The following is a 13,722-nucleotide window of genomic DNA, read 5'->3' as shown; positions in this document are numbered from 1 at the left end:
TCATCGGTGATGCTGATTTCACCCACATTTGCCAGTGCCGTACCCGTGTTGGTAAGGGTGAAGGAAAGCGTGCGGGAATCATTCCGGAAGAGATTTCCGAAAGCAAGCTCCTCAGCCGAAACTTCCAGCGAAGGCTCGCCACCCTCGGTCTGAAGGAAGAAGCCAAGCGTCGTAACCGGGTTGCTCAGGTCGTTGCTGAGCAGGCGTGTTGATGATTCGTACACCCCGGCCACAATATCGGTTGCATCAAAGGTGATGGTAACTTCAGCTGTTTCACCTACCGGAATAAAGCCGGATGCCGGAGAAATACTGCTGATGAAGCCCGGTGAATCAGAAGCACCAATCAGCTCAACAAGGCCGTTCCAGGTTCCGGAACCGCCGGTTGCCCAGCCGTTTCCGATCCACACATAGAGGCCCTCCATTTCGAGCGGAGCAGGGATGGTGATGGTGGTGTTCACCGGTGTGCCCGCGCCTGAATTACCGGTGCCCCAGTTGATGCGGGTACCTGAAGGGCCAAAATCTGAAAACCCACCCACCTGCAGCACAACGGTTGACTGACTCACAGTTTCTTCCGTTGTAAAGAGTACGGCAAGATCACTTGCCCAAAGGGAGGTCGCACCGCTGTTGAGTACAAAATCACCGCGAACCGCTGTAAGCTCACCGGTGTAGCCTTCATCGGTAACATTGAAAAAGTTACCGCCGCTTGCGGTGAGGTCTTCAAACTCAATGATTACGGAATCGCTTGTGAGAGCGTCATTCGGAAGGCTCACTTCGCCTGCACGGCTTTGCTGCCAGGCTTCAATAACCGAACGCTGATAGCGGTTCGGGTTGCGCAGGCTGCCGCTTTCGTACTGAGCGATGATGCTGCGCTGGCTCGCAAGGCGGTGATCCGCCGGGGTCGGGCTGTAGGCAGCCGCAGACTTAAGCAGGGCACCGTTTTCGTTGGTGAGGGCTTCATTCTGAAGGAAGGAAGGGAACACGAATGAAAGCAGGCCTTCGCCGCTGTTGGTGATGATGAGCGTCTGCTCTTCGGTATCACCAACCGCAATATCGCTGCTGAACTGTGTGGCGCTCAGCGCAATGGCCGGAGAGCCGTCGGTAGTGACCTCAACCACATTTGAAATATCGCTGATGTTACCGAACAGGTCGCGGGTCTTGAGGGCAAAATAATAGGTCGTTTGCGGGCTCAGACCTGTAATTTCAGCTACTTCCGTAGTGCCGGCTCCCAGCGGACGGTTCACGGAAAGCTGCTCTGCATCTTCAAAATTGCCCGCAGTGATGGGGCTTTGGGAAACGCGCATATCGTAGGCAAAAGCCTGACCTTCATCGCCGCTGCCGCCCGGAGCGGTCCAGGTAAGGGTGATGAAATTCTCGGCCGGAAATCCGACGGTTCCGAGATCGGTAACCGCAGCCGGAGCTACGCCGTCATCCACTTCAAGGGCACGGAAGGCATTAACCCGGCCCACACCCATCAGACCCTGATGCTGCGGGGCAAGTGAGCTTTCGATGTCATCAGCGCTGAACTCCATGCGGCCGTAAATTTCTTCAGCAGTGATGCCCGGAAATTTGGATGCAATAAGTGCCGCTACGCCGGTAGCATGCGGGGATGCCATTGAGGTACCCTGAAAGAAGGCATAACCATTGTTTCTCGTGGTACTAAGTACACCCTGATTAGCCACGCTGTTCGTTTCACCGCCCGGCGCGGAAATATCAATCCAGTCGCCAAACTGTGAATACCAGGCTTTCTGATCGTTGTGACCGGTAGAAGCAACCGCAATCACATTCGGATTGGAAGCAATCGGCTGGCTCGGGGTTGATGAACCGTTGTTACCGGCTGCAAAGAAAACCAGACCGCCCTGTACAGGCCCCCAGGGGTTTCCGTCGGCATCAAAGCCGGCATTTTCGATAAAGTAGGCAATCGCATCGTTAAGCACCTGCGAAAAACCGCCGCCGCCCCAGCTGTTGTTGGAAATGGCAGCACCATTATCGGCACCATACACAAAACCCTGCGGAAAACCGCCCGGCTGATCGTTGGTACCGGAGAATACCCGCGCCGTCATGATTTTGACACCCGGGCCGTTCTCATCGCCGCCGGCGATACCGGCAACACCAATACCGTTGTTATTCCGGGCCGCAATCGTACCGGATACGTGCGTACCGTGGTTATTCTGATCCTGAATGTTCGGGGTATTGTTTACAAAGTTCCAGCCGTGCACATCACCGTCGAAACCGTTTTCGGGTCCCGGTACGGGATTGTCCCAAAAGGTACCCTGAAGGTCCGGATGGTTGAGGTCGATACCGGAGTCCATCACCTTGATGATCACATCCGGGCTTCCTCTTTCGAGGCCCCAAGCCTGAAACAGGCTGATATCAGCGCCGGGGGTGCCGCCGCTCTGACCGGTGTTGTTGTAGTGCCACTGCTCACCGAGGCGGGGATCATCGAAAACCTGAAGGTTTTCTAAAATTTCCTGAGAGCTTACGGGGTCTGCAATAAGATGCCGCACATAAATTTTTTCAGCTACTTCAATTTCAGGCAGGGCGCTGAAGCTGCTTACAACCTGATCTTCCGTAGCGGAAGAATCAAACTGAATGCGGAACCAGCGGTCGAGGCCGTGGCGGCGGTGCCGCTCGGCAAAACGCGGATCGGTGACAAACACCTGCTCCATGCTCAGCACGTTGAACTGCTGATGGAGTGCATCCACGGCTTCGATACCGGTTAACTGCGGGTTGTCAGCTAAAGCACTGCGCTGTAATAATGCATTTGCATCAGGGGCAAGTTTTATCTTGATATATCCTTCGTGCCATTCGGTCTGTTCCTGCGCCAATGCCGAAGCCGGCAGCAGGACAAACAAATATAAAGCACCAAGAATCAGAGACTTCCAATTGATATAGTATGATATCATAAACAAGTTTGTTGGTACACATGATGATTGTAGGGAGCTCAAACCAGTGATTTAAGCGTATCTCCGCAATTAAACCTATTTTTTTATAAAATGCACCCTCCGTTTTTGGCTGAATCGGTTTAGGGAATCAAGGCCTTGGCTGCCGTTTTTTTTTGGGGGAGGGGGAGTCCGGTACAGACGATTCTCAGACGCTCATCTATCTAACACAAAAATCAGGCAGGAACCCGGTGTTATTTCATCTTAACCCGCCATCACCGGCAGTTTAGCAGCTTTATAAGATAAACCCGTAACCCACAATAAATATGGGGTTTACTCCCCCCGTTTTTGCTCTTACCCTGTTCGCTTCCGGTTTCTCTGTGTGATTAAGCCCCCACAAAAGAACAAATACATATAAACCCTTACACCCAAATCTGGCCTCAGTTTACTTAATGATGCATTTAACAATCATTGGTCGATAAATTTCAGCAGTTTATCGAAAAGGAGGTGGATAGCCTTAAAAGCTGACTTATTATTAAGCTGCAAATAAATAAGTACAGGTACTGATAAAAATGCGCTTAGGGACAAAAAATCAGTATAACTGCTTGTGATATGCAAATTAACTGTGCACAACAAATGGCAATCAAACAGCCGAATTACCCCCCCCCCAAATTAACATTCTATGAAAACGAATCTTACAAAAACTGCACTCATTGTGTTCATTATTGCGGGTTTGAGCGCCTGTAATATAAACCAGTCCTCCTCTGACAGAAATTCCGAAGAACCTACTCTTCCGAATCTGAAGGTATCTGAAAACTTCACATGGTCTAACAATCTGTTTATCGATCTTGAAATTCAATTTCCTGATCAGTCTCTTGCCGGAACCATGATGGAAGTCCGCTACCCCGACGGTGCGTTACTTTCCCGTCTGAATATAACAGAGCAGGGTATTTCCTACACCGAAATTCTTCCTGACTTTATAGAGGAGCTTGTGCTGTTTCATCCCGCAAGCGGCAGCTCGAAAACCATTAAGGCTGAATCAGCTGAGATAAATTTTGATATTGCTGCCAGCCGCTCAGCCTCAGATATGCCGGATTTTGCCCTGCTGAATAACGATGATGATGCAGGCCTGCTCTCTTCTTTTACAATTAGCCATCGGTATCACATGTTTGAAGACCTCTGGCCCGGAACAGGCGACTTCGACTTCAACGATTTTGTTTTCTTCTCACAAGAGACCTTTTTCAGAAACGCAAACAACCGGATTGAGCGCGTTGAAGTGGAGGTTACCTACCTCGCCCGCGGTGCAAACCTGACCTACGGCCTCGGTGTTCAGGTACTACGGGGTTCCGACAACAACCGCGTATATCTGCCCGATAACAGCATTCTGTTTGACGGCGACGCTACCGACGACCCTGCTGCAAGCAACACCGCAATTATCTCTGCGAACCTGAATCAGAACAGCTCTCAGTGGACTACCTTCCAGCCGCGTTTCAATACCAACCCTACCGTATGGTCATTCGGCTTTGACTGGGATACCTCCCTGGCAGCCAATCAGCTTCCTCAGCTTCACTTCTTCCTGTTCTCAGCTACCAACCGCGGTCGGGAAATTCACAGTGTAGGCCATCCTCCTACAGAAGCAGCCTCGAATGAGTGGTTCGGCACCCGCGAAGATAATTCAACTACAACCCCCTGGGTTGTGCAGGCCGGCAACAGCTTTTCCTTACCTCTTCCCTTTTACCGCGATGAAAACAACCTGCCGTGGGGAATGAGCCTGCTGGTTACACCGCTTATTCAGCCAATGGTTATTCAGGAAAAAGTGATGATTTCAGATGCGTATCCTTTCTTCATTGGCTGGGCACAGAGTGCAGGTACAACGAACCAGTCGTGGTGGCTGTTTCCGAACACCAACCTGGTTCTGACACCCCCAGCTCCTTAAGTTTTAACCGTTTCTTTTTTAATAGATATTCAGGATGACCACTCCGGCTGCTGCAGCTACTCCGTATCCGTACGGAAGGCTGCAGCAGCTTTTTTTTGCAGCGCTTGCAGGCATAACCGGAATGAAACCGCCCGCCGGGCAGCAGCCTAAACCTGCAATTGAATACCGGCCGACCCGAAGCGGCGGCGGCTAACGGCGGTTAGTAATAGATCCGGACGACAACCCGCCGGTTCAGGGCCTGGTTGTCGGGCAGATTGTTGCCGAGCTCATCCTGATTGGGCACAATGGGCCTGGTTTCGGCATAGCCGCTGGCTTTCAGGCGGGACGGCTCGAAGCCCCGCTCCATAAAATAGCGGATGATGTTCGCCGCCCGCGCCGTTGAGAGCTCCCAGTTGGAAGGAAACTGAAGCGTATTGATCGGCCGGTTGTCGGTGTGTCCTTCCACATCAATGTAATACTGATAAAATTTGAGCTCCGCCATCGCTTCCATAATGCGGTCGATCAGCTCTTTGCCCTCCGGCAGCAGCTCGGCCCGTGCCGTTTCAAAAAAGCGGGCATCAGTAAAACTCAGGCGCATCTCGTCGCGGTCGCTTTGTATCATCAGCCGGTCGGTTTCGATTTCATCCGACAGTGCGAGCTGAATATCCGCCCGAAGCTCGTCTATGGGGGTCTGTACCCGCATGGTACCCTGAATGATAGAGCGCAACCCGCGCGCATCGTCATCAAAAATACGCATATCGTAGCGGGCAAGTCCTGCCAGGATGATAAAGAAAGCCAGCAAAAGCATAAAGATATCCAAAAAGCTGGTTTGCCAGCTTTCGTTGGTGAAACCTTCATTATCATCTGTGGGGCGGAAACGCATTTTTCAGTGTGTCAGTATTTCAGTATGTCAGTGTGTCATTTGTGCTTAAATCAACGCGCAGGCTCATGAATCGCGCTGTGTTTCATGGGGGCGAGGGCGATGGCGGCCAAGAGCGGACGCCATTTTTCATCGGGGTACGTTCAGGTCTTTCATATCGTCGTTGAGGGTTGAGATGAAGGCGCCGAGTTTGTCGTGTATCATGAGCGGCGCTTTGCCTTCGTGCAGCATGAGGATCCCCTCCAGCATCACCCGCTCCCTGAAGTACTGATGTTGTGCCATCACCTTAAATTTGGTTGCAAGCGGAAACAGCAGCAGGTGCGCAAAAGCAAGCCCGTAGAGGGTTGTCATAAGGGCGAAGGAGAGGCCGAGCCCCAGCTGTTCGGCATCCTGAAAGTTGGCCAGCATGATAATGAGGCCGAGCAGGGTGCCCAGCATCCCGAAGGCCGGAGCAGCTGTTCCCATAGTCTGAAAAACCCGGGAGGTCTGCACCTTGTCGTTGTAGCGCTCCTCAATCTTGATTTCAGCCATATCCGTAATTTCTTCCCGCGTGTAGTTGGTATTTAGCAGGGTGAACACGTAGCCTTCAAAGGTGTTGGTGAGCTGCTCTGAGAGCTCCTTGCGGGTTTTGTTCCGGTTATCACGGTACATGCGGTGCCATTCCAGAATACGGCGGCGGTCGTTTTTGAAGGTTTCCCGGTCAAGACCGCTTTCGGAAAACAGATACAGAAAAGAAAAAAGCGCCCGGCGGATTTCACGGTAAGGATAGGATATGAGCACATGCAGCATCACACCGCCAACTACAATGCCCACACTTGGCAGATTCAGAAAATCAAAGACGGCAGGAAAGCGAATAATCTGCACTACATCCAGCGTCTGTAGTGCGGAGAGCGTTAACAATATGCCGAACAGCAGTACGCTGATTAGGGTTGCCCAGGAAATGCGCATTTTTCAGTGTGTCAGTATGTCAGTGTGTCAGTGTGTCATTTTTACGGGATGGGACCAAACCCGGAAGCCCATGATTAGCTCCGTGTTTCAACGCGGTGGTGCACGCGGAGGGGTGCTCGGATGGGCGCGCAGTGTTGAATATCGTCATTTTATCTTCTTTCACGGGGTAGCAGGATTCTTTCAAATACATCAGGGTCGAGTGCAACGGCGCGCTGCCAGTATTCGATGGCCTGTGCTTCGGCGCGCAGTCCGGCAAAGATGAGGCCTTTCATTGCCAGGGCATCCGCACTTTCGCTAATATCAAGCGCCCGGTTGATGAGGGTGAGGGCTTCGGAATACCGGCCTTCGTGATACCGCTGCTGCGCCTGAAAAAAGAAGGTCAGCTTTGCATTGGTTCGGCGGGCGTAGTCGGCATAGGCCTCCTGTACAAAGCGGGTGCTCAACCGCACCTCTTCTCCGGGCGGCGGCGGTTCAGCTGCCTGCGGCCTTTCTGAAGTCACCTCGAAGGTGCGGCTTTGCAGCAGCTCTTCATCAGGTCCGGTAGCGGGGTCAGCTGTTGTACTGCCTGAACTCCGGCACCCGGCAAGGCACAAGGCTGCCGTTAATGCAATCAGCAGAAAAAACTGCGTAACAGGGCTGGTATCTGACATAAATACAGGTGTTTATTCTAAAAAAAGAAGGTTTACTAAAAAGAGCATCGGCTGATTTTGAGGTTTGCAAAACGGAAGCCTGCCGGGCTTGCAGTGCCTCAGCAGCCGCGTATTTCTGCGTGCTGCGTGCTGCGCTCCTCCTGTTCGGGTTTCGGGTTTCGGGTTTCAGGTTTCAGGTTTCAGGTTTCAGGTTTCAGGTTTCGGGTTTCGGGTTTCAGGTTTCGGGTTTCAGGTTTCGGGTTTCGGGTTTCGGGTTTCGGGGTTCAGGCTAACCTATTCCCGGAACTGCCCGGCACGGAAAACTGCTGACAGTCGGCACAGCTGTGGGCCCTGCCCTGCGATCCCTGTTCCATAGTGATTCCTGATCCGGATTATCCCCGAAATCAATCTTCTCCGGTTCAGTCCTTAACCCGGCAAGGTCTTGCAGGTGCAGCAAAATCAACCAGTAAGTCAACGAGCAAGGCGCGCATCACCTTTAACCATTAAATCCTAAACTAAACTAAACTGAACTCCGCACCCTTTCCTTTCCTTTCCTTTCTGCTTTACATGCCAGACTCCTGCTGTTTGCGGGCCGTCATGCGGATGAGGTTGAGCAGGCGGTTTTTGGCATCAGCAATCTTTTCTTCGTTCACTACGCTCGCGTTTTCCATTTCGGAGTGCAGTACCATCTGCTCCCGTTCAGGCCGCAGGCGGATAAGCCGGAAGGCGGTTTCTGAATCCATGCCGGCGAGGGCAAGCCCCAGCTGCTCGGTTCCGATGGGCTGTATCGCTTCGGTAATCACCCCATCGCTCACTGCCGAGAGCGTCATAAAAGTGATCATGCGGCTCGATACGGCAGCCGCATAAGGGTTCTCATCGTTCATGAAGCGCTCGCTCTGCTCCTGCTGTTTGTTGAGCGGCAGGGATTCGATCAGCTTCACGGTTTCTGCGACGTCGCTCTCCTTGAAGCGGGCTTCATCGGTATCGGCGCTGATGCGGTTGAAGAAATCTTCGGCCAGCTTGCGGTAGGTTTCGTAGTCGGTGTTTTTCACCTTGGGGAGCTCGAGCATCACTTTTTGCGAAATCTCTGACTCGAATTCGCGCAGCATAAGGGCAGCGCGCTTGCTTTCAAGATGGCTGAGAATCACGGCAATTTCGCGCGGCTCATAGTCGATGAGGTGCAACAGCAGGCGGTCGTCGTCTTCGTGCTGTACGAAATCAAAATCGTTGAGCGCGCGCAGGCCTCTTCTCACGGTGTTCTCCTTTGTGCGGGCCTTCAGGTAGCGGGAGAGGTTTTTGAGCTCTTTCATGGCCTCTTCGCCCGGCAGCTCGGTGGTTTCCTCGACCTTTTTGCTGAGTTCCTCGAAACGGGCTTCGCTCATGGCCGGCCTGAGCACCCGTACGAGCTTGGCATCGGTAAGCAACAGCATCTGTGCGGCTTTTGTGAGACCTTTGCTGCCTTCTTTTTTCATCCACATTTCAAAAAGCCTGGCCATCTCAGAGGGGTACTGCATGATCTGCTCGAGCAGGTAGGTCGCATAATCATCTTCCCGGGCCTGTTCTTGCTTCTCTTTTTCACGTTTTCTTCGGGCGAGGGTATCCGGATGAAGGGCAGGTTCGATATAGGAGGGGCCGGCCTGAGGGGCGGGCGCGGGCGCGGGTGCCTCAGGGCGAATGAGCGGCCCTTCGTTCTTTTTATCGCGGTTTCGGGTGAGCAGCCAGATCAGAAAGCCGATCAGCATCCCGAAAAGCATAAGTAGCGGGATCCAGTAAACAGGTTCTTCCAGAATTTGCTCCCACAGGGGCAGCTCCATAGGCGGCACAGGCGGGCGCTCGGTAAGGGCGCCGGTGCCCGGAAAGGTATCGGGCAGGCCTGTTACCGGAGGTGAACTTAAGGCCCCGCTATCGGCAGTACGGCGCTGCGGGAAAGCCGAGCGGGTGATGGTAACCCGGTCGCCCCGGGAGTCATCGATCTTGGCTGTTGCCCGGATGAGCTGATCTACGAAGTTGATTTCATCAGAGGTGAAATCCGCATCAACCAGCATGTTCACTTCAATACGCCGCAGCTCGAGGGTAAATTCAGTGAGGTTGCCGTCGGAGGGTGCATCAAGGGGGCGCAGCAGGTACATGGGTACGCCGGGCAGGCCGGGCAGGGATTCGCGTATGGTAGTGCGCCCGTTGCTGCCTTCCGCAGGCCGCTCTCCTTCGGGGCGCTGTACCGGTACAAACTCCAGGTTTACTTTGGTATCAACCAGGAAGGTACCCGGGTCGAAAAAGTTGGCCATAGCGCTCTGAATGAGGTTATCAAGGCGCTGCTCGCGTTCGGAGCGTTCAAGGGCAGTAGCCGCTGCTACGCTCACTACCGGGCTGCCTTCAGCTTGCGTACCGGCCCCAATGGGCAGGCTAAGAGGCGGGGGGCTGAGCGTATCGGCAGCGGCTGCTTCACCGGCCTGTTGCGGCGGTGCTGCCGCTCCAAAAATAATGGCAGGTGCCATAATAAGCGCCCACAATGCCACAACAATAGTAATGCCGATCCAAAACCGACGTTTTCTTCTTTTTTCTCGCTTTAACATGCGTAATTTTGAAAATGTAACGGTTGGTCTGATAATCATGGAATCATGTGTTGATCTGCCATCCAAAAATAACATCATCGCTGCCCTCCTGTGCCCATCATGAGGTCAAGTAACTCTGTGTTAGGGATCAGAATATCGGGGTTTCGCTCATTGGCACGCAGCCAGTGCCTGCGTGCTTCTTCACGATCACCCAGCAGGTGCAGTATCGTGCCTTTAAGAGCAATTGCATGATCCGTTTCAAATATACGAAGAGAAGCATCAATAGCCCGAAGTGCGGCCCTGAAATCCTGCGTGTAAATCAGCTGTTGTGCCAGTACATAATTCCTAAGGGCTTGCTGCAACTCTGTACTGAGCTCCTCAAAGAGCTGTTGTTCCAATATACTCTCCGCCGTAACCGGTACAAAGGCTTCTGACGGCGGAACCAGAATAATATTAATATCCTCAACAAAATCCCCGTCAGCCAGTGAACGGATTTCAAATTCGGTTACCCCGTCGAACGGTACTAAACCGAGGAAATCCAGCTGCCCGGGATCTACTTCAAGCGTGTAGCGGCCGGGCGGAATATCCATTGCATAGAACCCGCCTCCAAAGAAAGTACGGATAACTTCCGAATAATTATTATCCAATCCGTTGAGTAACAGCCGCATCCCGCCCTGACCTTCGGTTTCACCGGCCCGGCGGATCTGCACACTGCCGTCGATTACGCCTGAGCGGTAAAACGGAATTTCGATGCGTTTGTACTGATTGGGATCGGCCACAAAACTGAATTTATCCATTGCGGGAACCAGCAGCGGATGCGGGATGGCGTTTCGGTTAATTTCCAGATTATACCGGAAATAGCTTTGCAGCTGCGTGAGGCGCAGTACCCCATCCCCCCCAACCCGGCTGCTCGCAGAGCGGTCGAGCCGTACGGCTGCATACGGCAGGATTTCATCTCCCTCATCATAGGTACCGCTGTTGTTATTATCGATGAAGAGAAGCACCGAGGCCGCAGCCCGCCCGACCTGCTGCCGGTCGGTTGTCTGCAGGTAGCCGGCATGATCGTCGAAACCGACCGAGCCCCGCAGCGCCTGCCGCGCACTATAGTTGCCCGAAGCCCCGCGGAAATCCGTCGAAGAGCGCACCCGCCCGCCCAGATCGAGGTTCAGCCCGCCCTGTACGATGGTGATGTTGTTCTGCAGCTGCCGGGTCATGCCCACATTAAAGCGGCCTATACGGCCGATATTGCGGGAAAGCTGCGCATCAACCGAGCGGATGCTTCTTGTGCGTTCATCATAAACGAGTGACCCCCGCAGAAATACGCTGCGGAAAGGCCGCGGAAGCATGGACTGACGGGGGATGGTGTACGAGCCTGTTGCCGTAAACTGACCGTTGCCCCGGCTGAGGCTACTGCCGCTCTGAATGAGGGTGTTGCGGTAATTGAAGCGCAGGTTCACATCCAGCAACCTGAAAAAGAGGTCGCCCGAGCCCCGCGTTTCACTGCCCCAGCTGTAGCGCACCACATCTCCCGATACGCGGATGCCCGCATTCAGGCTCCCCAGCGGCAGCGGGGTATAAAGGTTACCGTTGAGCTGATCGATAGCCCGGCGGCTGTTAAAACGCGACTCCCCGTCGAAATAGGTGTAGGTTGCTGCAATGCTGCGGCTTGAGGCAAATACTACGCTGCTCTGCGCCCGGTAAAAGGCGCCGGGAACGACATCCATATTCACCAGATACTGACTGAATACGCGGGCCGAAAGCGAACCGTAGAGGTTGGGCACTTCACTCTCGAATTCGTTGTACTCCAGGCCCGCGCGGGTGGTGAGCCAGCTGTTGAGCCCGTAGGCTACGTTTCCGTGTGCCGCCAGATTGGTGCCGCGGGCTCCGAAGGTCTGATCGAGCACCCCGCCTTCCATATTGTACTGTACCTGCCCCTGCGGCAGAAATACAAAGGGGATCTGCACCTGCCGCTCGCTCACCTGCATGGCCCCGCTCGGGGTATAGATGCGGGTCTCAAGCCGGGTTGTACCGTACCGAAGCGGTATCTCAAACCGGTAAAACCCGAGGCCGTCGGCCCGGGTGTACTCCAGCAGCCGGTTATTGAAATAGAGCTCGACTTCGCTGTCCGGCTCGGCCCTGCCTTCCAGCACGTAGGTACCGAACAGCTGCCGGCTCTCGATCGGCTCGTTGGTGAGGGAAAGCCCGCGGATGCGAGCCGAGTTGATGCCGCCCGTACTCAGCTGACCTGCTGTGAGGGTGCTGATAAAGGGATTATCGGGCATCACATAGCGCCAGCGGAAGTTGCTCGTGCGGTTAAACCACTGCCCGTCGGCGGTGTAGCCGCCCACATGCGAGCCCTGCAGATCGCCACCCAGAAATTCCAGACCGCCCACAAAACTGTACGCATAATTCTGCCGCTGCTCATTGATGAGGCTTGAGCCGCTCAGGTTGTAGTCGAGGAAACCCGTGCGGATAACAGCCCGCTCCCGCGGAAACAGCAGCGGGTTAAACTGCCGCTGAAAATCCAGGCCCTCTATGCGCTGCCGGGCCTGCTCCCGCTGCCGGCGCTCCTCGATCGGCAGTACCCGCTCTGTGCGCAGCGACAGGCTCAGTGCACTGAAATTGAAGGTGAAATCGAGCCCGAACACCTCGCGCCAGACCTCCGGAGTGAGGTAAAAATCGAGCGCACCGGCCAGCATCCGCTCCGCATCAAACTCATAGCGCCGCCCGCCCTTCATAATGCTGAAATTGTCGAAATTCATCGAATAGCGCTCGCCGTTAGTAAGAAAAACACCTTCAATCACATTCCGCTGCGTCTCCCCGCGGGCATAATTTATACCCAGCAGGGTGAACAATTCAGTGACCGGCACCAGCAGTTCATTCTGATTGTAATCGAACAGGGCCGTAACATACACCCGCCCGACCGCAGGATAGCTAAAAATGAGCACGACCTCATCGGTATCGTCGGGCGCGGCGTGTGATGGGGCAGCATTCGCAAATTCAGGCACAATCAGCAGCAAAAGGAAGCAAAAAACAAGGAACCCCCGAAATACCTCCACGCCCCGATGCGCGTAATTCCCCTCTCGAGAGGGGTGCCCGGGTGAGCGCAGCGAACGGGCGGGGTGTGACCACCCCGATGCCGGATTCGCCCCGGCTGACACGGAACTATGCCCAGAGGTTGATTTTAACGCACCGGGCCAGGGCGAGGCTCCGAAGGTCACACCCCGCCCCGATGGGGTTTTCCCTTTTTGGGGGTTTTGGGGTGTTTCGGCTTGGCCGCCTTCGGCCACCATTGTGCAGGGGGCACCCCTCTCAAGAGGGGATTCTCCCGCATTTTGGGCATTCCCGTGCTCATAGGCGCAGGATTGGCTACGGGTCGTTGTGTTTGCTGCTTTTTGGGCATTTCCGTGCTCATAAGCGCTGGATTGGCGGCAGCTTTGTGGGTTTGCTGCTTTTTGGGCATTTCCGTACTCATAGGCTTTTATTAGCCTGCGGGTGGAAGGAAACATCAGCGCAAATCCGCGCAAATCCGGCCCAATCCGAAAAATCCGCGTGCCATCCTCGCCCCGATGCGCGCAATTCCCCTCTCGAGAGGGGTGCCCGGGTGAGCGCAGCGAACGGGCGGGGTGTGACCACCCCGATGCCGGACTTGCCCCGGCTGACACGGAGCTATGCTCAGAGGTTGATTTTAACGCACCGGGCCGGGGCGAGGCTCCGAAGGTCACACCCCGCCCCGACATCAAAAATACCTGCCCAAAACCCCGATACCCATCCACGCCCCGATGCGCGCAAGTCCCCTCTTGAGAGGGGTGCCCGGGTGAGCGCAGCGAACGGGCGGGGTGTGACCACCCCGATGCCGGACTTGCCCCGGCTGACACGGAGCTATGCTCAGAGGTTGATTTTAACGCACCGGGCCGGG

The 13,722-nt window shown here is 54.5% G+C and carries 8 protein-coding genes; 2 read left to right on the top strand and 6 right to left on the bottom strand.

All coding sequences use genetic code 11. From position 1 onward, the window contains the following. The coding region (locus tag LAT75_RS12780; RefSeq protein ID WP_291483063.1) for a S8 family serine peptidase at window positions 1-2,903 on the bottom strand (2,903 nt) is incomplete at its 3' end. 658 nt (window positions 2,904-3,561) lie between these two features. Between LAT75_RS12780 and LAT75_RS12775 the strand changes: the two genes are divergently transcribed. Continuing rightward, window positions 3,562-4,815: an LruC domain-containing protein gene (locus LAT75_RS12775; RefSeq protein ID WP_291483062.1), complete on the top strand. Its 1,254-nt coding sequence runs from the start codon at window positions 3,562-3,564 to the stop codon at window positions 4,813-4,815. A gap of 199 nt (window positions 4,816-5,014) precedes the next feature. Here the strand turns inward: LAT75_RS12775 and LAT75_RS12770 are convergent, their stop codons facing one another. The 3 genes from LAT75_RS12770 to LAT75_RS12760 all read right to left on the bottom strand — a co-directional run bounded on the left by LAT75_RS12770 (window position 5,015) and on the right by LAT75_RS12760 (window position 7,272). Further along, the gene (locus LAT75_RS12770) at window positions 5,015-5,677 is read right to left on the bottom strand and encodes an OmpA family protein (protein WP_291483061.1); all 663 of its coding nucleotides are present in this window, start codon (window positions 5,675-5,677) and stop codon (window positions 5,015-5,017) included. A 126-nt stretch (window positions 5,678-5,803) separates the two neighbouring features. Then, entirely contained in the window at window positions 5,804-6,622 is an 819-nt protein-coding gene (locus LAT75_RS12765) for a MotA/TolQ/ExbB proton channel family protein (RefSeq protein WP_291483060.1), read from the bottom strand. Between the two features lie 149 nt (window positions 6,623-6,771). Next, window positions 6,772-7,272 (bottom strand): hypothetical protein, encoded by a 501-nt coding sequence (locus tag LAT75_RS12760; protein ID WP_291483059.1) that lies wholly within the window; start codon window positions 7,270-7,272, stop codon window positions 6,772-6,774. 57 nt (window positions 7,273-7,329) lie between these two features. On the opposite strand from LAT75_RS12760, the gene LAT75_RS12755 reads away from it, so the two are divergent. After that, entirely contained in the window at window positions 7,330-7,581 is a 252-nt protein-coding gene (locus LAT75_RS12755) for a hypothetical protein (RefSeq protein ID WP_291483058.1), read from the top strand. 233 nt (window positions 7,582-7,814) lie between these two features. Here LAT75_RS12755 and LAT75_RS12750 read toward each other — a convergent pair whose 3' ends face one another. Then, complete coding sequence (locus tag LAT75_RS12750; RefSeq protein WP_291483057.1) at window positions 7,815-9,824, bottom strand: FliG C-terminal domain-containing protein; 2,010 nt, start codon at window positions 9,822-9,824, stop codon at window positions 7,815-7,817. 74 nt (window positions 9,825-9,898) lie between these two features. Continuing rightward, on the bottom strand, window positions 9,899-12,811 hold the full coding sequence (locus LAT75_RS12745; protein WP_291483056.1) for a hypothetical protein: 2,913 nt from the start codon (window positions 12,809-12,811) through the stop codon (window positions 9,899-9,901). Window positions 12,812-13,722 lie beyond the last annotated feature (911 nt).

This window comes from Cyclonatronum sp., from assembly GCF_022565315.1.
In the GTDB taxonomy this organism is placed as follows: domain Bacteria; phylum Bacteroidota; class Rhodothermia; order Balneolales; family Cyclonatronaceae; genus Cyclonatronum.
Note: the sequence above shows the minus strand (reverse complement) of the source record. Positions and strands in the feature narration are given on the sequence as shown.